Here is a 21,783-nt window from a genome sequence, read left to right as displayed (position 1 = left end):
CTAATTCATTATTTATCGAGCACCTTCACCAGTTCGAATGTGTCCATTCAAACTGGATCGGCTCCAGCAGGGCGCCTGCCTGCAACACTGCCCCCATCCCTGCGTATTTCTTTACAGAGGATAGAATATCATGCGTATTATTTCTGCCCTTGCCGTAACGGGCGTGGTGCTCATGGCCAGCGGGCCACCTGCCCTGGCCCAGAAACACCCGGCCGATACAAGCGTGGACCTGCCGGGGGACAATTCCCCCTCCGCCATAGAACGGGCGCATCCACAAGCCCGTAAGACCGTGCCGCTACCCGAAAAGAGTGAACGGCCCGCCCCCGCTGGTGGCCCCGACCAGCCCCTTACCCGGCCACCCGCCGCCAATAAAAACCCGGACAGCCCCGGCATGTCATCAAACCACCAGACCCTGCGCAGCCCATCCGCCCTGCAATAGGAATCTGTCAATGCTGCACGCCCGAAATATGCGGGCACGCTTTTGTGCGGGGTTGCTGGATGCAACCCCGCTTTGTTTGATGCTGTAACTCTTCAATCAGGGAACAGTGTTCCTTGCACCCGCCTCAGGCGCAGCTTTTCGCGTGCGACATGGTCATGGCATGGGTGGCAAGGTAGCGGAACTGGGCCTGTTCTTCAGGAAAGGCGGGAATGCCCTGCAGGGCATGCGCGGTCCTGCGGTAGCGATGCAGGTTGCTCAGCCGCCGCCAGGGGCGGTCGGGGTGCTGTTTGCTCCACAGGCTGATCGCCCGCAGTTCAACTTCCTGAACGTTTACATCATGATCTGACTTCGGCATGTCCATCTCCCTTGCATCTGCGTTGTGGGTACTGGAACTGTCACGAGGTTTATGCTGGTGCGGTGGGCACTACCCGCCACGCGCATCCAACGCCGCAGCATAGCACGGGTTCCCGGGCGGGGCACATACTTTCCCCATACTGTGATGACGCGGCCCTTTTACATGCCGCAATCAAACCTCACGTTTCGTTACGGCTGTTGCACAGCAGCACCCGTTAAGATCGCACCCATCATGGGCAATCACGTGGGGCGTGCATGTTTTTCCCGGGCAACAGGGCACCAGAGTGGCGAGACGGATCAAACATCCAGACCGGCGGGCCGGGTTGAATGCGGGCTGCCGCCATGCTGGCCTGCTTCATGATGCTGGCAGGCTGTACAACACATCACGTGCCGCTTGATGATGACGGGCTACCCGTTACAAACGGCCGGGAAATGGACACCCCGGCCGAAGGCGGCCCGCAGGGCGACAGGGGCGGCGGCAGGGGCGGCCTCTGGTCTGACATGCTGCACACCGCCATGCAGGCGGGCATGGGCATGCTCCACCGTTAGCCACGCCCTGCCGCCTTTTTACTTCACGCTGGCGGATGTCATTTTGGGAAAGAACATGCCTTTCATCCCCACGGCTATGGCAGGCAGTTCGCGGCTGCCTGCCGGCGCGCCATTTTCACGCAGCACGAAGGCCAGCAGGTCCGCATTCTGGGCCGGTGTCAGCGTGCCGGGAGCAAAAAGCGGCATGGCTTTTGCCATGTAGTCAAACAGTTCGCCCAGCGGCGCGCCTGCCCAGTTGGCGGCAAAGCGCCCCACAAGCGGCGGCACGTCAAAGGCGCCGCCCAGATCCGCCCCGTGGCACACGGCGCAGAACTGCTGGTAGGCCGCAGCCCCCCGCTCGGCCTGCGCTGCCGTGTAATAGGAGGGCATGGCTGCGCGCGCGGGCGCTGCATGGGCCACCGGCCCTGTCAGCGCCAGCAGTCCTGCCCCAAGCGCGGCACCGCGCGCCTTTGCCTGCAGGCCGCGCATCAGCCCTGCCCCGCCGGAAAACGGGCGAAGAGATTTTCAAAGATGCCAATCGCCTTTTCCGCCTCGCTGCGGTCGGCATGTTCAAAACTGTTGCCCACGCCGTCCATCTCACCCAAGCCCGACATGTCAAACCCCTGTATCATCAACCCGTCACTTTTCGAGAGCGCGGAGGCCCCCTTGTACCGCACCCCGTAGGCCACATCCGGCTGCGGCGGCAGCCACGCGGTCTGCCCGCGCACGGGAATGAGCGAGCGGTCGCCCCACAGGTCACGCGCCGCGTAGCCGGGGCAGTTGATGATGACAGGCTCGGGCAGGTTCTTCATGTCGGCGGGGGTATGGAATTCACGGATCACGATCCGCCCGCCCGCCTGATGGAACTCGGACAGCAGAAGATGCCCATATGCCCCGAAATTGAAGATCATGAGCGGCGCGCGCCTGGCATAGGGCACCGCAAACGGATTTTCCTGCGCCGGGAGCAGTTCGGATGCCGGAATGATATCGCGTATGCGCTCGCCATAGCGGGCAAATTCGCTCGATTGCTGCGGCATGCCGGTGGAGGCGTAATCCCCCTTGTGGTCCGGATTTTCCGGCTCGGGTTCCGGTGCGTCAAACGGCGTGTCGGACAGGACATAACTGTCCCGGAAGTCGATCGGGTTGCCGGGCAGGCCGAGGTAATCGCGATAGCTTTTCCATGAATAGCGGGCCATCCGCTCCCATGTATCGGCAAATTGCGGGCCTGCGGGGGCTGTCAGCGCCACGCGTGAATCCGGTGTCCAGCTGCCATTGGCGCGGACCGAGCGGGTATGGGGCAGCAGGTCGCGCGTATAGATCGTGACATCAAGCCCCGCGCGCTGCGCGGTAAGCGCCGTGGTCAGGCCAATGACCCCGCACCCCACCACCGCCACGCGCCGGGGCGAGAGTGCCGCCGCCTTGCCCACCGCCATCTCGGCCGACCCCCATGAAAGCGACCACCCGCTGCCGCCATGGCCATAATTATGGATGACCACCTTCTCGCCCACCCGCTCCACATCCAGCCGGGGGCCTGCCGCGCGGAACGGGCGCAGGCAGACCTTGATATCGGTTATCTGGTCGGCATGGGGGCGCATGGGCACGAGCCGGGGCACCGTGCCGGGCACAGCCGTGCGCCGCAGGGCGGCTGCCGCAGCCGGTACGGAAGCCCAGCGGCCACCCGCCAGCGCACCAAGGGCGAGGGAACCGGCAAACAGCCCCCTCCGGCCCAGGCGGGAGGGCGTGTTTTTCGGGTCGTCAGGAAAACTGTTCACGTTCAAACCTCTGGTTACCGGGTGCCTGCCGGGGCAAATCTGCCGGTTTCATGGCATGCGCCTTCATGCTAATCCGTTTGGGAATATTCTGTATGCTACTTTATGAAATCCGCCGTCATGACCTATGCTTTCATGACGGTGGCAGGATAAATTTCCTCTCCCCCACAGTCAAACCGCGGCAGGAAAAAAGCCGGGCCACGACGTGGCATTGAAACGGCTCCCGCCAGCCCACTGCCCTCACGCCGCGCCGGTTAGGCTGGCCGGGGGGCATGCTTGCGCGGTTATTAATATTATGGCACTTTTGGTCTATATAAAATGCTTATGATATTCAGGATTTAAATAATGGGTTTCAATGCTTCCTATCTCGCATTCCATGGTGTCAGCCGCGAAGAAATACTGGCCCTTATGGAGTTTGAGGATACCGGGATCAGGGACGCGGCACGCGAAGCCGATTTTTCCATTGCCGACATGCCTACGGGCTGGACCATCCTGTGATCCAGCCAGTGCGAATACGAACCCGATAGCGAACGCGTTCAACTACCTTTCAGCCGCAGGCATACCATCCTTGGCTGCTGCGTGCTGGAAACGGCGATGATGAGCGTCGCCTTCGGTTATGATTATGATGAACACAACAGGCTGTACAATGCGTGGAACATGACCCACGCATCCGACAGGGGGCGCGACAGCCTTGAGTGTACCGGCACCCTCCCGCCCGCAAGCCAGGCCATAATCGCGGTAGCCCGCGCCGGGGCGGGCCTGAATGCGGACGTGGATATGTTTTTTGACGTACCGGCCAGCGTGATCCAGAGCCTGACCGGTTTCCGCTACGACCAGCCGGTTTATGATGGCAGGGAAATCCTTTTTACCAGACTGCGTTCCCTCGCCACCGCCTGATCAGGGCAGGCCGCGCCCGCCTGCATCATGCACCAGGCAGGCAAGCGGCACCGCCCCGCGCGCAAACGGCACGCTGGCCTGCACAGGGGCCTCACCCAGCAGGCTGTGCCATGGACCGACCAGAAGATGCTGCGGCAGGCTGACCCGCAGCGCCATGTCACGCCCCGGGGCCAGCGTATCAGCCTGCACTGCCATGCCCAGCGGCAGGCGCGGGGCCACCACCAGCAGGGTGAACCCGTCATGCTGGCGCATAAAGGCAATGGCGTGCGCGCAGTCCACCCCTGCCACCTCAAGCGGCTGGTAGCTGCCTTTGGCAAACAGGTCGGGGTAACGGGCCCGAAACGACAGGATGCGCCGGATCAGGTCAAGCTTGACCTGCCCCGTGCGCCATGTGGCGGCAGAGGCTGCAAAACTGCCTGCGTGCTCAAGCAGCGCGTGGCGCAGGCCAAAATCAACCGGGCGGCGGTTATCGGGGTCAACAAGGCTGAAATCCCACAGGTCGCAGCCCTGGTACAGGTCCGGCACGCCGGGCGTGGTCAGCCGCAGCAGGGTCTGCGCCAGCCCGTTGAGCGCGCCCGCCGGGGCAATCCGCGCCACGACCCGGTCCATCTGCGCCATGAAGGCAGCATTGGCAAGCAGACGGCGCACAAAGGCCGCGCAGGCTTTTTCATAAGCCATGTCGGGGTCGAGCCAGTTGGTATGGCGCTTGGCCTCGCGCAGGGCCTTGGCCTGCCATTGCACGATCCGTTCGCACCACGCCTCACGCGCGGCCACGGTGGCGAAGGGAGCCAGCGGCCACGCGCCGAGCATGGCCTGGTACAGCATCAGTTCATCAATGCGGTCCGGCCCGATGGCCGCTTCCGCACCATTTTGGGCAAACCATGTGCTGACCTGCGCGCACCACGCGGGCGCCATCTCGCTCAGCACGGCCAGGCGGGCGCGACTGTCCTCGCCGCGCTTGTGGTCATGGGTTGCAGTCGCAAGCATGGCCGCAGGGTGCAGGCGCGCGCGCGTGATGCAGCCAGCATGAAAATCCGCAACCGTCAGGCCGAGCCGCGCCGGGTCGGAGCCGACCTCGTTGCGCGAGATCAGGCGCCCGTAGCGGTAGAAGATCGTATCTTCCGTCGATTTGGCCGCCAGCGGCGCGGTCAGATGCTCGAAGGACTGCTCGGCGCGGCGCACGCAGGCCAGTGGCGCCTGTTCCGGCCGGGCTGACAGGATGCCCGTCACCGCGGAAAGCAGCGGTTCCTGCCCGGCTTCAAGCCGCGGCCCGGCAGCGCGCGCCGCAGCATGCAGGGCCGCGCCATCCTTGGCATGGTCCTGCACGGCCTCATCGCCAAAATAGGTGCGGTAGCGCGTGAAGGAAACCAGAATGGCCTCAAGCACCGCCCGCAGGCCGACAGGCGTGCACCCTGCCCCCCGCGCATCCAGCGCCGTGGCCAGCAGGCGGGCCAGATGCGCGAATTCGGCGGCAAACCCCTCGGCCAGCAATTGCGCGCGGGCCTCACGCGCCATCACGCCGCAGGCTCTGGCGTCTGGCCCGCACATTGCCCACAGCCGATCCAGCGCCGGGGCCGCGCTGGCATCATGCAGCACGGCGGAAACCTGATCCATGAAGTCGTAGCCCGTAGTGCCTGCAACCGGCCAGGCGGCAGGCAGGCTCTCATGGGGGGCAAGAATTTTTTCCACGTAAATGGGTGCCCCGGGCAGGGCGCTTTCGGGGCGCAGGCGGGCAAGCGCATCAAGCCGGGCACGCAGGCGCTGGCAGTAGGCGGCGGGAGCGGCCAGCCCGTCAATATGATCGACCCGCACGCCATCAATCAATCCGCGCTGGTAAAGCGAGAACACATGACCATGCACGGCCTCGAACACTTCAGCGCGCTCGACACACACGCCCACAAGGCCGGTAATGTCAAAAAACCGCCGCCAGTTGATCCGTGTCGCAGCCTCACGCCAGCAGGCCAGGCGCCATGGCTGCCCGGCCAGCAGGCGCTCCAGCCGGGCGCGGCCTGCGGGGTCGCCCCCATCATGCAGGATGGCAAGCTGCGCCATGGCCGCCTGCCCGCGCTGCGTTGCCGCCCAGTGGCGCAGGGCCGCCAGCGCGGACACCGCTTCCGCCCCCGGCCCGCCGCGCAGCGCCACGGTGGTAAAGGCGGCAAGCAACGCGCCGGGGGCCTCCACCTGCGCCAGCAGGGCCGCGTAGCTGACCGGGCTGAGCGGAAAGCGGTGCTCATGGTGATGGATGTGGAACAGGCCCCCTGCCCCGTCATGGCGCAGGGCAAGGCTGCCTGCCGCCAGTGCCTGCGGCAGCGGACAATCAAGGAAGGGCAGCAGCACGCGCCCGCGCAGGTCCGGGTCGGGGTCGTGCCAGTCGATGTCGAACCATGTGGCATGCCCCGAAGCCTGACCCCAGGCCAGTACATCCATCCACCATGCATTATGGGCATCGACTGCCATGTGGTTGGGCACGATATCAAGGATCAGCCCCATGCCATGGGCATGCAGCCGGTCAGCCAGGCGCGCCAGGGCCGCCTCGCCGCCCAAGGCAGGGTCGATGTGGTCATAGGCCACGGTATCGTACCCATGGGTCGAGCCGGGGCGCGCGGCAAACAGGGGCGAGGCATACAGGTGGCTGATGCCAAGGCGGGCAAATTGCGGCACGAGGGCCGTCGCGTCATCAAGCGTCATGCCCGCGCGGAACTGAAGCCGCAGCGTGGCCCGCACCAGGGCGGCAGGCTCACGGCTATTCATGGGCGCGGCCTGCACGCAGGCGGTTGAAGCGTTTGCGCGTATCATGCCCCGACAGCAGGGTGGCGGTCATGGCGGGGTAGCGGCGCTGCCAGTTGGGGTGGCCGGTGGTGGTGCCGGGCAGGTTGGGCTGCTCGGCCAGGCCGAGCATGTCCTCCACCGCCATGAGGGCAAGCGGGCAGGCAGCCCGGCCCACGAAGCCGATGGCCTCGTCCACCACCCTTGCCGCGCCGGCGGCGTCGGGGGGCGGCTTTTCGCAGGCCCGGCCCCGCGCGGCAGGCGCGGGCCGGTCCTGCATCAGGGCGGACCACAGGGCGGTGCGGTCATTTTCACGCTCGTCATGCACCGTGTTGGGGTCGAGGCCCGGAGGGAGCTGATGCAGTTTCTCGCGCCATGCGATATCCGTGCCCTGCCACCAGCCTGCCACCGTGGGCAGGTCATGGGTGGTGGTCATGGCCGTGGCGTGGGGCGACCATGTGGCAGGCGGCCTGAATACCCCCTGGGGCGTACGCTCGAAAAACAGCACGTTCATGCCCATGATGCCCTGGGCCCCCGCCGCCTTGCGAAAGGCGGTGGTGACCGTGCCCAGGTCCTCGCCGATCACCATGGCATCGGCCCGCATGGCCTCGAGGGCGACGAGCCGCATGAGGTCACGCACGGGAAAGGACAGGTAGCTCCCCTCAGCCGAGGTGCCGCCCTGCGGTATGATCCACAGCCGCTCCAGCGCCATGACATGGTCAATGCGCAAGCCCCCGCCATGGGCGAAGCCCGCGCGCAGCGTATCGATAAAGGCGCGGTAGCCCGTGGCCCGCAGCCCCGCGGGCGAAAACGTGGTCAGCCCCCAGTCCTGCCCCAGCGGGCTCAGCGCATCGGGCGGCGCGCCAATACCGGTACCAAGCAGGAATTCGGACTGCCGCGCCCAGCATTCGCTGCCCGTGGGGTCCAGGCCCACCGCCATGTCCTTGATCACGCCAATGCGCATGCCCGCCCTCCGCGCGCCCGTGCAGGCACGGGCGAGGCTGGTGGCCGCCAGCCACTGCACGAACACATGGAACGTCACGTCACGGGCGAATTCCTGCGCAAACCGCACCACTTCCGGGCTGTCTGGCTGGCGCATGGGCACGGGCCAGCGCCGCCAGTCGCCACCGCGTTCGCCACGGGTGGCGAAATAGGCGTGCAGCGCCTCGAATATGGCATGCCGCTCGAGCGCCTGCCCTCCTGCTGCGCGGAAGTCGCGCATGGCCTGCGGCGGACTGGCCGCGATGCGGTCATCATACAGCCGCCTGAGCAACTGGTAGCGGCATGTGCTGGCCCGCACCCAGTCGATCAGCGGCGCATCCTCAAGCTGCCTGAGCGTATCGACATAAGCGGCCCCTCCCTTGAGCACGGCGGCCTGCACGGTTGCGGTATCGAACACGGCATGCGGGTCGGCCAGCAACCCGTTAAGGAACAGGCGCGATGAAGGGGAATACGGGCTGTACTGCCCCGGGCGGGCGGCAAACATGGCATGGGCGGGGCTGATGGCCAGCGCATCCGCCCCGCGTGCCGCGGCCATGCGGGCCAGGGTTTCCACCGCGCCAAAATGGCCAATCCCGCCATCGCCCGCCATGCGCAGGCCGTAAACCTGCGCGCCAAGCCCCCAGGCCCGCACGCTGCCCCCGCCGCATATCCGGCTCACGCGCGGGCAGGACGGGGGCGCTATGGCCAGGGTGGCGGGCGTGTCTCCCACTTCCAGCCGGTGGTAGCCGCATACCCCCACGGGGGGCAGCGCGGGGTGGCCACGCATCAGGCGCAGCTTGCCCTCCATCTCCGTGCCATTTTCCAGCACGAGGCGAAACCGCGCCCCTCCATCACCGGGTGGCAGGGGCAGCACGGTGGCCTGGCCTGCAACGCCCACCACCATGGCGGGCAGCGCACCGCGCGGGCGGGGCGGCGGGGCATGGCCTTCCAGCACGGCCAGCAGGCGGCGCAGGCTCTCGTTCGAGACGCGGTGCATCTCGCCCGCGGCATCGCGCCAGCGCAGGCTCAGCCCGGCATGGCGGGCACGCTCGACCAGGGTGCGGTTATTCATCCTGTGCCTCGTTCAGGCAGGCCAGCACGGCATGAGGGGGCAGCGTTGCGGAGAACAGGTCCGCGCCGTAGGGCAGCACCGCGTGCAGGCAGCGCCCCTGCGGCATGTCGGGCAGGGGCACCGCTGAATCCCCCAGGTTGAGGGCAATGGACAGCACGGCCCCATCGCCCATGCGCCACTGGGCAAAAACCGCTCCCTTGCCCAGAACCCGTGCGCCCATGGCGCGCGCGCCGGGCAGGCGGGGCATGATCTCGGCGTGACGCAGGACCAGCAGCCCTGCAATCTGTGCATTCCATTCCCTGTGGACCGGCCTGTCGCGCTCGGCGGGGTCGGGGCGCGAGGCGGCATAGGTTGCGGGCGCGTTGGGGTCGGGGATGGTGTCACGCTTCTCCGCCGAGGCGAAATGCGAGAAACCGGCAAATTCCTGCCGCCGCCCCTCGCGCACGATCCGGCCCAGCGCCGGGCTGTAATCGGTAAAGAACAGGAAGGGCTGGCGCGAGCCCCACTCCTCGCCCATGAACAGCATCGGCACCTGCGGGCACAAAAGCACCAGCCCGTAGGCCGCGCGCAGAGCCTGTGGCGTGGCCAGCACGCCCAGCCGCTCGCCCAATGCGCGGTTGCCGATCTGGTCATGGTTTTGCAAAAAGATGATGAAGCGGTCCGGTGCAAGGTCAGCACTCGGGCTGCCGCGCGCCTTGCCATTGACCGGCTGCACCTCGCCCTGGAAGGCAAAGCCCTCGGCCAGCACGCGCGCGAGCGCGGGCGTGGGGTCCGGGGCGAAGTTGCCGTAATAGCCCTCGTCCTCGCCAGTCAGCATTACATGCAGGGCGTTATGGGCATCATCATTCCACTGGGCGCGATAGCCCGCGCGCAGCAGGCCGGCATCATTGTTTTCATTTTCCACGATCAGGTGCACATGCCGCCCGCGCTCGACATGGTTGCGGATGAACGCGGGCAGCGCCAGCAGCCAGTCCCGGTCCGTAATGGCCTGAACGGCATCGAGCCGCAGGCCATCGAAGCGGAATTCCATAAGCCAGTACAGCGCGTTATCAACAAAGAACCGGCTGACTGCCTCCTGCCCGAAATCAATGGCCGCCCCCCAGGGCGTGGCCGTGTCGTACCGGAAGAAGGGCGTTGCGTAATCCGCCAGGTAATTCCCGTCCGGGCCGAAATGGTTGTACACCACATCGAGAAACACCATGAGCCCCAGCCCGTGCGCCGTATCGATCAGCGCCTTGAGCGCATCGGGCGGGCCATAGGCGGATTCAGGCGCATAGGGCAGCACGCCGTCATACCCCCAGTTGCGCCCGCCCGGCACCTCGGCCAGGGGCATGAGTTCGATGGCCGTGACCCCAAGGGCGGCAAGGCGCGGCAGGTCGCGGGCCACGCCCTCGTAACCGCCCATCAGGCCCACATGTAGCTCGTATATGACCACTTCATGCCACGGGCGGCCCGGCCATGCGCCATGCTGCCAGCCATAGGCGGCGGGATCGACTACCTCGCTTGGCCCACGCACGTCATCGGGCTGGAAGCATGAGGCGGGGTCCGGCACGGCAAGGTCGCGGGCCACGCGGTAGCGGTAGCGCGTGCCCGCCCCGCAGGGAAACACGCATTCAAACCACCCTTCCCTGTCGCGGGCCATGGCAACGGGCGCATGGCCCTGCGCCTCGAGCAGGACCGTGTGGCATGAGGGCGCCCAGAACCGGAAACGGGTATGCCCGGCATCAAGCAGCGTGGCCCCGGCATAGCGGTCAGAATGGAAATGGGTGCTCATTCGGCGTCCTCCCCTGCGTTATCGCCGCCGGGCATGAAGGCCAGCAGCACAAGCCCGTGGGCGGGCACGGTGATGTCATGCCTGTCGGCCCCCAGCGTTTCGGGTTCCCGTTCGGGCTGCGTGGTGTCGAGCAGCAGGGTCCACTGCCCTTCGGGTCCGGGCAGGCGCGCGCTGACATCGCTCGCGCCGGGGTTGAGCAGCATGTAGGTCATGTCGAGCGTGCCATCGGCTCCGTTGCTGGCGCGGCGCACGCCCAGCAGATGGAATGTCTCGTCATTCCACTGCTCCACGCCCATGGGCGCGCCATCATGGCCGAACCAGCCGATATCGGGGATGTCGGGTATCGGCCTGTGGCGGCCATGCATGTAACGCGCCGCCCGCAGCGAGGGATGCGCCCGGCGCAGCGCGGCAAGGCGGGCGACAAAAGCGGTCATCAACCGGCCCTGCGGCGTGGCCGCGCGGTGCCAGTCCAGCCAGCTTGTGGGGTTGTCCTGGCAGTAGGTGTTGTTGTTGCCGTTCTGGGTCTGGCCGAACTCGTCGCCCGCCAGCAGCATGGGCGTTCCGTGCGAGAACATGAGGGTGGCCATCATGGCGCGCTGCACGCGGGCACGTAGCTCGAGAATGGCGGGGTCATCGGTCGGGCCTTCCACGCCCCAGTTGGCGCTGTTGTTATCCGCGCTGCCATCCTGGCCATCCTCCCCGTTGGCCTCGTTATGGCGCTCGGCGTAGCTGACCACATCCTCGAGCGTGAAGCCGTCATGCGCGGTAATGAGGTTGACCGAACTCCACGGCCTGCGCCCCCTGCGGTCGAGCAGGTCGCCCGAGCCTGCGATGCGGGCGGCGATATCGCCCTGCTGCTGGCCATCGCCCCGCCAGAAGCGCCGCGTGGTGTCACGGAAGCGGTCATTCCATTCGGCAAAGCCGGGCGGGAAGTTGCCGAACTGGTAGCCACCGGGGCCGGGGTCCCACGGCTCGGCGATCAGCTTGCGGGTGGACAGCACGGGGTCCTGGATGATGGCATCGAAAAAGCCCGAGCCCTGGTCAAACCCGTAAGGCTCGCGCCCGAGCACCGGAGCGAGGTCGAAGCGGAAGCCATCGATGTGAAATTCGTTCGCCCAGTAGCGCAGCGAGTCCAGCACCATCTGCAATACGCGCGGGTGTGACAGGTTGAGCGTGTTGCCGCAGCCGGTATCGTTGATCAGGTGCCGCTCGTCACCGGGCACGAGGCTGTAATAGGTGGCGTTGTCCAGCCCGCGGTAGCACAGGGTGGGGCCGAGTTCGCTGCCCTCGCAGGTGTGGTTGTAGACCACGTCCATCACCACCTCGATGCCCGCCTTGTGCAGCCGCCTGATGGCCGCGCGCAACTCGTGCGGCGAGCCACTGGCCAGATAGCCCGCATGCGGCACGAAAAACGCCAGCGTGTTGTAGCCCCAGTAATTGGTCAGCCCGCGCTCGATCAGGTAGCGCTCGGGGGCAAAGCACTGGATGGGCAGCAGTTCAAGCGTGGTGACCCCCAGTTGGTGCAGGTGCGCAATCATCTGCGGCGCGCCAAGGGCCTGGAACGTGCCGGGCCGGGGGTTGCGTTCCATCGCGCGCAGCATGGTCAGGCCCCTGACATGGGCCTCCATGATCACGGTATCCGCCCATGGCACGCGGGGCAGGATGTCATCCTCCCATTCATACGCATCATTCACCACGATGCATTTGGGCATGGAGGGCGCGCTGTCGCGCCGGTCGAAGGACAGGTCGGCGCGTGGCGAGTGCAGGCGGTAGCCGAACTGCGTGTCCGACCATGAAATCGGCCCCGTGAGCTTGCGGGCATAGGGGTCGATCAACAGCTTGTGCGGGTTGAAGCGATGACCGTTGGCGGGGTCATACGGCCCGAAGGCACGAAAGCCGTATAACAGCCCCGGCTCGGCATCGGGCAGGTAGCCGTGCCAGATCTCATCGGTATATTCGGGCAGGCGGAAACGCGCGATCTCGCGCCGGTCGCGCGGGTCGAAAATGCACAGGTCCACCTGCTGGGCATTGGCCGAGAATACCGCGAAATTGACGCCAAGTCCATCCCAGCACGCCCCAAGGCGGGTAGGGCTGCCGGGCGAGAGCGTGGGCGGGAAGCGCATCATGATCCCTCCCCCACGGGCTGGAGGTAGAGTGCCGCCAGCGGCGGCAGGGTCAGCACGCAGGAGCAGGGCTGGCCGTGGGCTGGTTCGGGCCGGGCCACAACCCCGCCACCATTGCCCACCCCGCTGCCGCCATAGACGCCAGCATCGGAATTGAGGCGCTCGCGCCACCCCCCGCCCACCGGCACGCCCACGCGGTAGCCATGGCGCACGACCGGCGTGAGGTTGAGCACCACCAGAACCGGGGCATGGCCCGGCGCCAGCCGCAGCCAGGCCAGCACGGCGTTGGCGGTGTCATCGCCAATCACCCACGCAAAACCGGCGGGCTCGCTGTCAAGCGCATGGAGTGCCGGCAGGTCACGATAGAGGCGGTTGAGATCGGTGATGAGGCCAAGCATGCCCGCCTTGAGCGGATCGTCCAGACTGCGCCATGGCGGCTCGCCCTCATGCGACCATTCCGCCTCCTGCGCGAACTCGCTGCCCATGAACACCAGCTTGCGCCCCGGATGGGCCCACATGAAGGCGAAAAACACCCGCAGGTTGGCATGACGCTGCCACCCATCACCGGGCATGCGGGCCAGAAGCGAGCCCTTGCCGTGGGTTACTTCATCATGCGACAGGCACAGGATGAAATGCTCGCTGAAGGCATAATGCAGCCCGAACAGAATTTCATTGAGGTGATGGCCGCGCCACAGCGGGTCACGCGCAAAGAAGCGCAGGCTGTCATGCATCCAGCCCATGTTCCATTTATACGAGAAGCCAAGCCCCCCCTGTGCCACCGGGCGGGTGACGCCGGGCCAGGCGGTGGATTCCTCGGCAATCATCATCGCATCGGGGCAGGTTTCGCGCACGGTCTCGTTAAGCTGGCGCAGGAAGGCCACGGCCTCGAGGTTTTCACGCCCGCCATGGATGTTGGGTATCCACTCCCCTTCCCTGCGGCTGTAGTCGCGGTACAGCATGGAGGCCACGGCATCGACGCGCAGCCCGTCGATATGAAAGCGCTCGAGCCACATCAGCGCGCTGGCGATGAGGAAGCCACGCACCTCATGGCGGCCAAAATTGTAGATATGGGTATTCCAGTCGCGGTGCACGCCCTCGCGCGGGTCCTGATGCTCGTACAGCGCGCAGCCATCGAAACAGGCCAGCCCATGCACGTCATTAGGGAAATGGGCGGGCACCCAGTCCAGGATCACGCCGATGCCAGCGCCATGACAGGCATCGATGAAGGCCGCGAAATCAGCCGGCGTGCCATGCCGGGCGGACGGCGCGAACAGTCCGAGCGGCTGGTAGCCCCATGAGCCGCCAAACGGATATTCCATGACCGGCATGAGTTCGACATGCGTAAAACCCGCCGCCTGCACGTAGGGAATGAGTTCGCCCGCCAGTTCCCGCCACGACATGATGCGGTCCGGGTCGCCAAGCGGCCTGCGCCATGAGGGAACATGCAGCTCGTATATGGCAAGCGGCGCATCGGTGGCCTGCAGCCGCCCGCGCGTGGCCATCCACGCTGCGTCATTCCAGGCAAACGGCGCGGGGGATGCCACGACCGAGGCGGTGGCGGGCGGGCGCTCGGCAAACCGGGCGAAGGGATCGGCCTTATGGGGCAGGATATGGCCCTCGCGCGTCATGATCTCGAATTTGTAGCGCTCGCCGGGGCCAAGGCCGGGAATGAACAGCTCCCACACCCCTGCCGCGTGGCGCAGCCGCATGGGGTGGCGCCTGCCATCCCAGAAATTGAAGTCCCCGATCACCGAAACCCGCCGCGCATTGGGCGCCCATACGGCAAAGCGCACGCCGGGCGTGCCGTCAATCACCATGGGCTGCGCGCCCATGATCTGGTCAAGCTGGCGGTGGCGGCCTTCGGCAAACAGGGTCAGGTCCGCCTCATCAAGCAGCAGGCCGAAGGAATACGGGTCGGCGGTTTCCTCCACCGCGTCGGCCCAGACGATTTTCAGGTGATAGCGCGCCCCTGCGGGAATGGTGCCGACATGCAGCCCCGTCTCGCCCATGCGCCGCATGGGGCGCTCGATGGGGCTGGCGCGGGGGCGCTCGACCACCAGCCGCACGCGGGCCGCATCATGGTACAGCACGCGGATGACATCGACACGCCCCCTGTTATGGCGGCCAAGAATGGCAAACGGATCAGAACTGCGCCCCTGCACGAGATCATCAACGCCATCGGGAAGAACATAGTGGGCTGCATCGTGCCTGATCCGCATGCCGGGGCCTTTACTGTGCTGGAGGGATATGACGTGAACACGGCCCGGCAGGCGGGCGGGGCGTATTAGTGGGGTGCTGCCAGCGCGCGTGACAGGCGCGGCGGCCTGCGCGCAATGCGCCGCCTGCGGCCCTCCCGCAGGGGGCTCCGGCCCGATGGCAGGCTGATCACGTTTGAATCCGCCCGGCCGCCCGCATCCATGCCCAGCATCTCGGCAAACAGCCTGACATAATGGGCGGCCTTGTCGTTCCATGACACGTCATAGGCTGCACCCGTAAGCTGGAGCTGGCGCCACATGCGGCGGTTGCGCCGGTAAAGCTGGCGGGCGCGCACCACGGTGGCGAGCAGGGTCTCGCCATCAACGGGTGTGAACAGGAAACCCGTCGCGGCCCCCTGGGCAATGGCGGCGGGGTTGGCGTTGACGATCGTATCGGCCAGGCCGCCCACGCGGGCGGCCACCGGCACCGCGCCATAGCGCAGCGCGCCAAGCTGGGTCAGCCCGCAGGGCTCGAAGCGCGAGGGGATGAGCAGCGCATCCACCGCCGAAGGCAGGCGGTGGCCAAGGGATTCACTATAGCCGAGATGGCAGGCAAACCGGCCGGGAAACTGGCGCTGCAGGGCAGCAAGACGGCGCTCGATCTCGCGGTCGCCCTCGCCCACCACAATCAGTTGGGTATTGCCTTCCAGCACGCGCGGGGTCACATCGGCCAGCAGGTCGATGCCCTTTTGCGCGGTCAGGCGGCTGACCACGCCCACCACAAAGGCATCCGGGTCGGCCCAAAGGCCGAATTCCGCCTGCAGGTCGCGCTTGTTGGGCGCACGCCCCACGGTATCGCCCACCATGTAGGGAAAATGCACTGCCGGGTCGGAGGCCGGGTTCCAGGTCTCGGTGCTGATGCCATTGAGAATGCCCTCCAGCCGGTCGCTGCGATGGCGCAGCAGGCCATCGAGGCCCATGCCGCCCTCGGGCGTCTGGATTTCCTGCGCGTAGGATGGCGAGACGGTGGTGATGCGATCGGCGTGGTACAGCCCTGCCTTGAGGAAGCTGATGGCCCCGTAGCACTCGCACCCTTCAACCGCGAACGCCGCAGGCGGGAGGCCGAATTCGGCAAGGCACCCGGCGGGAAAACGACCCTGGAAGGCAAGGTTGTGAATGGTCTGGACCACCGGCACGCGGGGGGCTGGGGGCGGGCTGTCCTGTTCAGCCCTGGCGTGGTCATGGTGCAGGTAGGCTGCCACAAGCCCGGCCTGCCAGTCATGCGCCTGCACCAGATCGGGGCGCGGGTGTGGCGTGTGGCCCTGGGCGATATCGGCCGCCATGCGCGACAGGACTGCGAAGCGGATGCCGTTATCGGGCCAGTCCTGCCCCTCGGGGCCGAGATAGGGGTTGCCGGGGCGGTCGAACAGGGCGGGCACGTCAAGCACCAGCAGGTCCAGCCCTGCCACATGGGCCGACCACAGCGTAGCCTTATGGCCCAGCAGGTCGGGGTGATGCATGACCTGCGCGCGCGCGGGCAGCGCCGCCATCACGGCAGGGTAGCCGGGCAGCAGGGTCGTGACCTCCACGCCGTAAGAAGCCAGCGCGTGTGGCAGCGACCCCACGACATCGCCCAGCCCCCCGGTCTTGACGAAGGGAAACATCTCTGCCGCGACTGAAAGCAGGCGGATGGGTGTTGAAAAAGGTGTAACCGCATTCATCATCGGCCTGTTTCCTTGCAGGAGGAGAAACCGGTGCCATTTCAGGATCTGTAGCGGTTAACGGGTTATGCACCCCATGGTCTCACCCACACGGTTAAGTGATCCCTTTCATGGACTCGCATTACTTATTTATTCAGTCCAGATTCAATAAAAGTGGCAATTCCATGTCATTGTTGGCAATACCGGCGTGGATGGTTATTATTCCCTGCACAACGCTGGGCCGTGCCTGCGCGCGGCCCCGACACGAAAATGGCGGGACATGACCCCGATCATAAAAATCATGAAAAAAACGGCCTGCGCCTGCACACATCCGGGCTTAAGGCGAGTAACGGCCATGAATTACGCGCCAGCGTATCGCGGCCCCGCCTGCTGGCGGGGTGCGAGGATTTTCTGTGTTACGCCATCGAACGCATTCCCGCAAAACACAGGCCTATCGAGCCTGACGACCCCATCCGCTACGGCTACTGGGCCATGTGCGGCGTGGTCGCGGCTGATAGCTACCTTGATTTTCATGAACCCGTGTCCGGATTCCCCACCTGCGGGCTGGAAGAACAGCCAGGCGTGGATGCCTGCGTCACCTACCGGGAAGAACAGCACGCCATCTGCCGCAACGTACAGGCCACGTTCAGCCTGCCTTAGCCCAGGCAACTGATTATGGTATCCGATGGGGTTTATGAAGGCGATCTGGTGCAGGGCGTGCGCTCCCATATGTCAGGCTGGTGGATCACCACCAACCGCTATGATGATGACATCACCAGCCTGAGAACCGTCCACGCTTGTCATGTCACCGCAGCACGCCCTGACCTTGCGCGGTATCTGGCCGTGCCATTCGGGTGGCGGTTCGATACTGCGCAGGGCAGGATCTATGTCGATCCTGAAGCCGGGATAGCTGAAAACGGGTCGCAAGGCCCGGCATGCTCAAAACCGTGGCAGCGGGATATGGGGCGCGAAAAGGCATGCCAGCACGATCAGTGTTACAAAAAACACCACCATGCCCCCAACAATAAAGACATGTCGTTTTTCTGCCGGGGTGGCTAAAGGGATGTCACGGCGCGGATCGTTCACCGCCCCGCCGCGCATCTGTTTGTCTTGACCGTATTGCATGGGAAATACTCCCTTGGCAGGTATTGATGCAACCCGTGTGGCTGCGGTTTTACTGAGGCAGGTCCTTGGCCATCCGCAGGTGGCTTTCAAGCGTGGGCAGTGTCGTGCCTGCCCATGTCTTCAGTGCTGCGTTATCCCCGCTCTGCGCATAACGGCGGAAGAGCGAAACGGCATCTTCATGCCCCGCGATCTGGTCCGCGCGATACTGCAGGGCGAAGTCTCGGCCATGCAGGGTCTTGAGGTGATCGAGCTTGTCCTGATGGGCCTCGTCAACCCCGGTGGGCTGGGTAATCTGTACATTGCCGCTCTGGATCAGGTCTTTCAGGGCGGCGGATGTTTTCTTGTGGTCTTCAATCATCCGGTTGGCGAAGGCGGCCAGGCTGGGGTCGTTGCCCTGCAACGCCAGTTCGCTTGACTGGATCTCGAACAGATCGCTGATCGTGGCGATCTTGATGAAGTCTTCCGTGCGGGGGGCGACACCCATCAGGGAATTGATGCCTGCCTTTTCGGGTATGGACTGCGCCAGGACCGGCGCAGGCACGCAGGCAAGCAGCCCCAGTATCACCATCATGCTTTTTTTCATTGTTCTGCTCCAGATGGGTTCTGCTCCAGATGGGGCTAGCTCCGGATGGATCAGAAATCCGTACCATCCCGGCCAGCCGGGCAATGGGCGGGGTGGAACCAGGCAGGGGTTCCGCCCGGCCCCCGGCCTCACTCAGGACTTGTCATGATCGTGGCTGTGCTGGCCGCCCCTGCGCCCGGCTTCCGCCGCGCGTTCGGGGTCTTTGGCAAAATTGCCACCGCTATGCAGGCCACCCTTATGGCCTGCGTCGGCGGCCTTTGCCGGGTCATGCGCAAAATTACCGGGACTGTTCTGCCCGCCCTTGTGGCCCGCTTCGGCCGCGCGTTCGGGGTCCCTGGCAAAATTGCCGCCGCTGTGCTGGCCACCCTTGTGCCCGGCCTCCGCGGCTTTCTTGCGGTCATTGGCGAAGTTGCCGGGATTATGCGCGGCACCGCCGCCCCGACCATCAGCCGGTGCGAGGGTGGCAATACGGGTGCGTTCTTGCATGGGAATGCGATAAGCCATGATCATTCACCTTTTCCAGATTACAGCGCGGATACGGAACCCTTGTTTTTTCTCACTGCCCCATGGGTCCGTGGTGAGAAAGCAATCCCGGCAATAGGCGCTGTGGAGGGTTCAACGGTGCAACCGGCAGGCGGTTTCGGCATGGCTGCTGGAAAATAAAAAATAAATATTCAGCACAAAAAATGCCCCATATGGACAAAATATACAATAAAGCGAAGCGGCAGCCCGTACTTTGCCCGCAACCCATCGCCACGCTACGCGATAGGAAGCGCATGCCCATGGCGACAGCATCAGGAAAAGAGAACCATGCAACACCTGTCCCGCTGCGCGTTTGCCTGCGCCAGCCTTCTGCTCATGATGCTGGCCCTTTTCCTGCTGACATTTGGCATGTTCGACCTGATCAGGGCGCTGGGGCAGTCGTGGCATATGGGTCGCAACGCCATATTGCAGGCCATCAGCTATGTCGTGATTGCGGTGGCGGTTTTTGACGTGGCCAAATACTTCGTGGAGGAGGAAGTGATCCAGACCAGCGGCAAGAAAAGCCTGGGCGAGGCACGGGCCAGCCTGACCAAGTTCATCACCACCATCATCATCGCCGTGTTCATCGAGGGGCTGGTCGGCGTTTTCGAGACCAGCACGAGCGAACCCGCCGCCATTCTCTACCCCGCCAGCCTGCTGGTGGTGGCCACCTTCATCGTTCTTTCGCTTGGCGCGTTCCAGCGCATGAGCGTCGATGCCGAGCGTGAAAAGAAAAAAGTGGGTGGCGGGGAGGAATAACCACCCAGCCGTCCGGCTTCAGCTTTCAAAGGGCAATAAAAACAATGCCGCCCTGAACAAGGGCGGCATCCAGAACGGTCCTGACCTGCGGGGCGGTTTTCACGCCGGTGGCAGGTTATTTCTGCGCAGGCGCGGCAGCAGCTGGGGCCTTGGCACCCGGCGGGAGCAGCGTCTCGGACATGTCTTCGGAGATGAACACGATGTTATCGAGCACCTGCTGCAGGGCGGCGGAAGCCTCCTGCGGGTGACGGGCCTCGGTGAAGACGGTGGCGCGGTTGATTGCCCCCTGCGTGGGTTCAAGGGCTGTCAGCGCCATGATGAAGTCGGCATCCTCGCCCACCACCTGCAGCGTCTGCGCGGCCTGCTTGGTCTGGCCCGCCTTGAGCTGGGTGTTGGCGGTGGCGATGGCGGCCTTCTTCTCGGGGGCCAGCGTCTCGCTGCCGATGATTTCGCCACCAACCGGAATCCAGGTCACGGGCGTGGTGCCAGCCACATGGCCCGATGCCGCCGGGTGCTGCGGGGCGGGGTGGAGGCTGGTCTCGGCGGCGATGAACTGCGTGCTGGCCTTGCCTGCGGCGGTCAGGCGCTTGGTCGCGTCATACAGCGCGGGAATGGCGGCATCGGTCTGGCCTGCATCGAGCACCTGCTTGGCATTGAGCACATCGAGCATGGCGCGCTGGCCATCTGCCGAGAGGTGATTGAACGCACGGGTGGCCTTGAACTTTTCCCAATCCGTATGCACCGATGCCGCGTGGGCACCCAGTGGCGCGGCGAGCAGTCCCGCCACGGCGGCCAGTGAAGCGATAAAACGCATGGTTTCCCTTTTCAGAGCAATCTGTCTGTTATTCTGTGGCCCGGTTATCCGGGCCTGAACGCAATGTTACAAAAAATGGCAGGCACGGTCCATGACTATTGCCATTGTGACGGCACGGATCGCGTGCAGGCGGTTGTCGGCCTGCGGCACACCGTGCCATGATCGCGCCAGACCATTATCGCTCAGGGAGAAACCGCATGTTCAGCCATGTGACTGTTGGCGCAAACGATATTGAAGCCGCAAAGAAATTCTACGACAGCATATTCGCAACCCTTGGCGTGCCTGCCGCCACCATCAATGCCAAGGGCAGACTGGTCTATAACGGTGATACGGGTTTTTTCCTGGTAACAAAGCCGCTGAACGGCCAGCCCGCCACGGCTGCCAACGGGGGCACGATCGGCTTTGCCGCCCCCTCGCCTGAAGTGATCGATGCATGGCATGCAGCCGGCGTGGCCAATGGCGGCACCACCTGCGAGGACCCGCCGGGCATCCGCCACATGCCCAATGGCGACCTGTACCTGGCCTATCTGCGCGACCCCACTGGCAACAAGCTGTGTGCGCTCTATCGCGTCAAGGCCTGATCCGGGCCATAACTTATGGGCGCCGCCTTTTTTTGAAAGGCGGCGTTTCTTTTGACGCTTTTTGAAAAAAGCCTCACCAAAAACTTTCTCCGATGCCGCACCCCGGCGCGGGCAGGACGAATACAGACCATGAGTTGCCAGCCTGTTGTTTTTTCAAGGCGATGGTGCCTCCCGGCCGCCGTGCTGGCCAGCATGGTGGCATGGGAGCAACCCGGCCACGCACGCGCGCCACAGGCGCCTGCCCCCGATCCGCTACAGGCTGCCTGCACGGCAGTGCAGGCTACGCCGATGTGGCAGGTCTCGCTGCTGTTCGGCCTCAACCGCCCTGATGGCGGTCATGTCAGTCAGCGTGAGTGGACCCGTTTTGTGCGTGATGTCGTTACCCCGCGTTTTCCCGCCGGTTTTTCGGTCCTGCGCATGACCGGGCAATGGCGCGATGAGCACAGCGGGCGCATCATCCGCGAACCCTCGCGCGTCATCTGGGTTGCGACCCCGCTCTCCTCCGACCTCAGGCCACGGCTTGAGGCGATACGCCAGACCTATCGCCAGCGCTTCGGGCAGGATTCCGTGGGGCTGGTCGTCACCCCGGGCTGTGCTGCGTTCTGAAGTGATATGCCCCGGCTTTATGCGTTGCTAATGCTTATATGAGCCTGAAATAATAAAAGTTTTTGGTAAAGCTTTTTTCAGGGCCTGTTGGGAATTATCGTGAATTGATGATTGCAGCGGAGAGATAAATCATCGCTGCGAATGATCTGTCTGTCTTGTCGCTCCGCGTGGCGATACGCTTGAACTCCTTGAGCT

Annotated in this window: 21 protein-coding genes and 2 pseudogenes; 9 read left to right on the top strand and 14 right to left on the bottom strand. The window is 64.8% G+C overall.

Translation table 11 applies throughout. The features are described 5' to 3' along the window. Nucleotides 1-130 precede the first annotated feature (130 nt). Nucleotides 131-439, top strand: coding sequence for a hypothetical protein (locus tag HNW77_RS14095; protein WP_172158461.1), 309 nt, complete (start codon nucleotides 131-133; stop codon nucleotides 437-439). 124 nt (nucleotides 440-563) lie between these two features. On the opposite strand, the gene HNW77_RS14090 is transcribed toward HNW77_RS14095, so the two are convergent. After that, the gene (locus HNW77_RS14090) at nucleotides 564-794 is read right to left on the bottom strand and encodes a hypothetical protein (RefSeq protein WP_241694485.1); all 231 of its coding nucleotides are present in this window, start codon (nucleotides 792-794) and stop codon (nucleotides 564-566) included. A gap of 326 nt (nucleotides 795-1,120) precedes the next feature. Between HNW77_RS14090 and HNW77_RS14085 the strand changes: the two genes are divergently transcribed. Continuing rightward, nucleotides 1,121-1,342 (top strand): hypothetical protein, encoded by a 222-nt coding sequence (locus tag HNW77_RS14085; protein WP_172158459.1) that lies wholly within the window; start codon nucleotides 1,121-1,123, stop codon nucleotides 1,340-1,342. A gap of 18 nt (nucleotides 1,343-1,360) precedes the next feature. Here HNW77_RS14085 and HNW77_RS14080 read toward each other — a convergent pair whose 3' ends face one another. Together HNW77_RS14080 and HNW77_RS14075 are read right to left on the bottom strand one after the other, a co-directional pair. Beyond that, entirely contained in the window at nucleotides 1,361-1,810 is a 450-nt protein-coding gene (locus HNW77_RS14080) for a c-type cytochrome (protein WP_172158458.1), read from the bottom strand. Beyond that, entirely contained in the window at nucleotides 1,810-3,051 is a 1,242-nt protein-coding gene (locus tag HNW77_RS14075) for an FAD-dependent oxidoreductase (RefSeq protein ID WP_172158472.1), read from the bottom strand. The genes HNW77_RS14080 and HNW77_RS14075 overlap by 1 nt, the downstream gene beginning before the upstream one ends. 384 nt (nucleotides 3,052-3,435) lie before the next feature. On the opposite strand from HNW77_RS14075, the gene HNW77_RS14070 reads away from it, so the two are divergent. Next, on the top strand, nucleotides 3,436-3,588 hold the full coding sequence (locus tag HNW77_RS14070; RefSeq protein WP_172158457.1) for a hypothetical protein: 153 nt from the start codon (nucleotides 3,436-3,438) through the stop codon (nucleotides 3,586-3,588). A 96-nt stretch (nucleotides 3,589-3,684) separates the two neighbouring features. Beyond that, nucleotides 3,685-3,987, top strand: a complete 303-nt coding sequence (locus tag HNW77_RS14065; protein ID WP_172158456.1) for a hypothetical protein — start codon at nucleotides 3,685-3,687, stop codon at nucleotides 3,985-3,987. On the opposite strand, the gene treY is transcribed toward HNW77_RS14065, so the two are convergent. The 6 genes from treY to glgA form a co-directional block, all read right to left on the bottom strand. Continuing rightward, nucleotides 3,988-6,738 (bottom strand): malto-oligosyltrehalose synthase, encoded by a 2,751-nt coding sequence (gene treY, locus HNW77_RS14060; protein ID WP_172158455.1) that lies wholly within the window; start codon nucleotides 6,736-6,738, stop codon nucleotides 3,988-3,990. It lies immediately after the preceding gene. Then, complete coding sequence (gene malQ / locus HNW77_RS14055) at nucleotides 6,731-8,806, bottom strand: 4-alpha-glucanotransferase (protein ID WP_172158454.1); 2,076 nt, start codon at nucleotides 8,804-8,806, stop codon at nucleotides 6,731-6,733. The genes treY and malQ overlap by 8 nt, the downstream gene beginning before the upstream one ends. Further along, nucleotides 8,799-10,580 (bottom strand): malto-oligosyltrehalose trehalohydrolase, encoded by a 1,782-nt coding sequence (gene treZ, locus HNW77_RS14050; protein WP_172158452.1) that lies wholly within the window; start codon nucleotides 10,578-10,580, stop codon nucleotides 8,799-8,801. The genes malQ and treZ overlap by 8 nt, the downstream gene beginning before the upstream one ends. Then, on the bottom strand, nucleotides 10,577-12,706 hold the full coding sequence (glgX, locus tag HNW77_RS14045) for a glycogen debranching protein GlgX (protein ID WP_172158451.1): 2,130 nt from the start codon (nucleotides 12,704-12,706) through the stop codon (nucleotides 10,577-10,579). The genes treZ and glgX overlap by 4 nt, the downstream gene beginning before the upstream one ends. After that, complete coding sequence (gene glgB / locus HNW77_RS14040) at nucleotides 12,703-14,922, bottom strand: 1,4-alpha-glucan branching protein GlgB (protein WP_172158449.1); 2,220 nt, start codon at nucleotides 14,920-14,922, stop codon at nucleotides 12,703-12,705. Before glgB ends, glgX begins: the two co-directional genes overlap by 4 nt. Nucleotides 14,923-14,987: 65 nt before the next feature. After that, the gene (gene glgA / locus HNW77_RS14035; protein WP_172158447.1) at nucleotides 14,988-16,622 is read right to left on the bottom strand and encodes a glycogen synthase GlgA; all 1,635 of its coding nucleotides are present in this window, start codon (nucleotides 16,620-16,622) and stop codon (nucleotides 14,988-14,990) included. A gap of 246 nt (nucleotides 16,623-16,868) precedes the next feature. On the opposite strand from glgA, the gene HNW77_RS14030 reads away from it, so the two are divergent. Both HNW77_RS14030 and HNW77_RS18220 read left to right on the top strand, forming a co-directional pair. After that, nucleotides 16,869-17,258 carry a hypothetical protein gene (locus HNW77_RS14030; RefSeq protein ID WP_172158445.1) on the top strand — a complete coding sequence of 130 codons (390 nt, stop codon included), beginning with the start codon at nucleotides 16,869-16,871 and terminating at the stop codon, nucleotides 17,256-17,258. A 15-nt stretch (nucleotides 17,259-17,273) separates the two neighbouring features. Further along, nucleotides 17,274-17,462: pseudogene (locus HNW77_RS18220) on the top strand (immunity protein Imm33 domain-containing protein); the annotation flags it as partial. A 75-nt stretch (nucleotides 17,463-17,537) separates the two neighbouring features. Here the strand turns inward: HNW77_RS18220 and HNW77_RS14025 are convergent. The 3 genes from HNW77_RS14025 to HNW77_RS14015 all read right to left on the bottom strand — a co-directional run bounded on the left by HNW77_RS14025 (nucleotide 17,538) and on the right by HNW77_RS14015 (nucleotide 18,810). After that, a complete protein-coding gene (locus HNW77_RS14025; RefSeq protein ID WP_172158444.1) occupies nucleotides 17,538-17,723 on the bottom strand; it encodes a hypothetical protein in 186 nt (61 codons plus the stop codon). Nucleotides 17,724-17,772: 49 nt separating this feature from the next. After that, nucleotides 17,773-18,306 carry a DUF4142 domain-containing protein gene (locus tag HNW77_RS14020; RefSeq protein WP_172158442.1) on the bottom strand — a complete coding sequence of 178 codons (534 nt, stop codon included), beginning with the start codon at nucleotides 18,304-18,306 and terminating at the stop codon, nucleotides 17,773-17,775. Between the two features lie 132 nt (nucleotides 18,307-18,438). Beyond that, entirely contained in the window at nucleotides 18,439-18,810 is a 372-nt protein-coding gene (locus HNW77_RS14015; protein ID WP_172158441.1) for a con-10 family general stress protein, read from the bottom strand. 306 nt (nucleotides 18,811-19,116) lie between these two features. On the opposite strand from HNW77_RS14015, the gene HNW77_RS14010 reads away from it, so the two are divergent. Beyond that, nucleotides 19,117-19,587 carry a hypothetical protein gene (locus tag HNW77_RS14010; protein WP_172158439.1) on the top strand — a complete coding sequence of 157 codons (471 nt, stop codon included), beginning with the start codon at nucleotides 19,117-19,119 and terminating at the stop codon, nucleotides 19,585-19,587. A gap of 115 nt (nucleotides 19,588-19,702) precedes the next feature. Here the strand turns inward: HNW77_RS14010 and HNW77_RS14005 are convergent, their stop codons facing one another. Beyond that, entirely contained in the window at nucleotides 19,703-20,401 is a 699-nt protein-coding gene (locus HNW77_RS14005; RefSeq protein ID WP_172158438.1) for a YfdX family protein, read from the bottom strand. 197 nt (nucleotides 20,402-20,598) lie between these two features. Here HNW77_RS14005 and HNW77_RS14000 point away from each other — a divergent pair, with 197 nt between their 5' ends. Next, nucleotides 20,599-20,982 (top strand): VOC family protein, encoded by a 384-nt coding sequence (locus HNW77_RS14000; protein ID WP_172158437.1) that lies wholly within the window; start codon nucleotides 20,599-20,601, stop codon nucleotides 20,980-20,982. Between the two features lie 129 nt (nucleotides 20,983-21,111). Then, nucleotides 21,112-21,588 carry a DUF3574 domain-containing protein gene (locus tag HNW77_RS13995; protein ID WP_172158436.1) on the top strand — a complete coding sequence of 159 codons (477 nt, stop codon included), beginning with the start codon at nucleotides 21,112-21,114 and terminating at the stop codon, nucleotides 21,586-21,588. A 94-nt stretch (nucleotides 21,589-21,682) separates the two neighbouring features. Here the strand turns inward: HNW77_RS13995 and HNW77_RS17830 are convergent. Next, nucleotides 21,683-21,783 (bottom strand): annotated as a pseudogene (locus HNW77_RS17830) (IS5/IS1182 family transposase); the annotation flags it as partial.

The sequence above is a fragment of the Komagataeibacter melomenusus genome (assembly GCF_013155395.1).
Taxonomy (GTDB): Bacteria; Pseudomonadota; Alphaproteobacteria; order Acetobacterales; family Acetobacteraceae; genus Komagataeibacter; species Komagataeibacter melomenusus.
The sequence above is the reverse complement of the archived record's forward strand: the minus strand, read 5'-3'. Positions and strand labels throughout refer to the sequence as shown.

What these genes read in the sequence shown, in the direction of transcription:
- HNW77_RS14095 (WP_172158461.1), top strand. Translation starts at nt 131, where the DNA reads ATGCGTATTATTTCTGCCCTTGCCGTAACGGGCGTGGTGCTCATGGCC.
- HNW77_RS14090 (WP_241694485.1), bottom strand. Translation starts at nt 794, where the DNA reads ATGCCGAAGTCAGATCATGATGTAAACGTTCAGGAAGTTGAACTGCGG.
- HNW77_RS14085 (WP_172158459.1), top strand. Translation starts at nt 1,121, where the DNA reads ATGCGGGCTGCCGCCATGCTGGCCTGCTTCATGATGCTGGCAGGCTGT.
- HNW77_RS14080 (WP_172158458.1), bottom strand. Translation starts at nt 1,810, where the DNA reads ATGCGCGGCCTGCAGGCAAAGGCGCGCGGTGCCGCGCTTGGGGCAGGA.
- HNW77_RS14070 (WP_172158457.1), top strand. Translation starts at nt 3,436, where the DNA reads ATGGGTTTCAATGCTTCCTATCTCGCATTCCATGGTGTCAGCCGCGAA.
- HNW77_RS14065 (WP_172158456.1), top strand. Translation starts at nt 3,685, where the DNA reads ATGATGAGCGTCGCCTTCGGTTATGATTATGATGAACACAACAGGCTG.
- treY (WP_172158455.1), bottom strand. Translation starts at nt 6,738, where the DNA reads ATGAATAGCCGTGAGCCTGCCGCCCTGGTGCGGGCCACGCTGCGGCTT.
- malQ (WP_172158454.1), bottom strand. Translation starts at nt 8,806, where the DNA reads ATGAATAACCGCACCCTGGTCGAGCGTGCCCGCCATGCCGGGCTGAGC.
- treZ (WP_172158452.1), bottom strand. Translation starts at nt 10,580, where the DNA reads ATGAGCACCCATTTCCATTCTGACCGCTATGCCGGGGCCACGCTGCTT.
- glgX (WP_172158451.1), bottom strand. Translation starts at nt 12,706, where the DNA reads ATGATGCGCTTCCCGCCCACGCTCTCGCCCGGCAGCCCTACCCGCCTT.
- glgB (WP_172158449.1), bottom strand. Translation starts at nt 14,922, where the DNA reads ATGCGGATCAGGCACGATGCAGCCCACTATGTTCTTCCCGATGGCGTT.
- glgA (WP_172158447.1), bottom strand. Translation starts at nt 16,622, where the DNA reads ATGATGAATGCGGTTACACCTTTTTCAACACCCATCCGCCTGCTTTCA.
- HNW77_RS14030 (WP_172158445.1), top strand. Translation starts at nt 16,869, where the DNA reads ATGGCGGGACATGACCCCGATCATAAAAATCATGAAAAAAACGGCCTG.
- HNW77_RS14025 (WP_172158444.1), bottom strand. Translation starts at nt 17,723, where the DNA reads ATGCAATACGGTCAAGACAAACAGATGCGCGGCGGGGCGGTGAACGAT.
- HNW77_RS14020 (WP_172158442.1), bottom strand. Translation starts at nt 18,306, where the DNA reads ATGAAAAAAAGCATGATGGTGATACTGGGGCTGCTTGCCTGCGTGCCT.
- HNW77_RS14015 (WP_172158441.1), bottom strand. Translation starts at nt 18,810, where the DNA reads ATGGCTTATCGCATTCCCATGCAAGAACGCACCCGTATTGCCACCCTC.
- HNW77_RS14010 (WP_172158439.1), top strand. Translation starts at nt 19,117, where the DNA reads ATGCAACACCTGTCCCGCTGCGCGTTTGCCTGCGCCAGCCTTCTGCTC.
- HNW77_RS14005 (WP_172158438.1), bottom strand. Translation starts at nt 20,401, where the DNA reads ATGCGTTTTATCGCTTCACTGGCCGCCGTGGCGGGACTGCTCGCCGCG.
- HNW77_RS14000 (WP_172158437.1), top strand. Translation starts at nt 20,599, where the DNA reads ATGTTCAGCCATGTGACTGTTGGCGCAAACGATATTGAAGCCGCAAAG.
- HNW77_RS13995 (WP_172158436.1), top strand. Translation starts at nt 21,112, where the DNA reads ATGAGTTGCCAGCCTGTTGTTTTTTCAAGGCGATGGTGCCTCCCGGCC.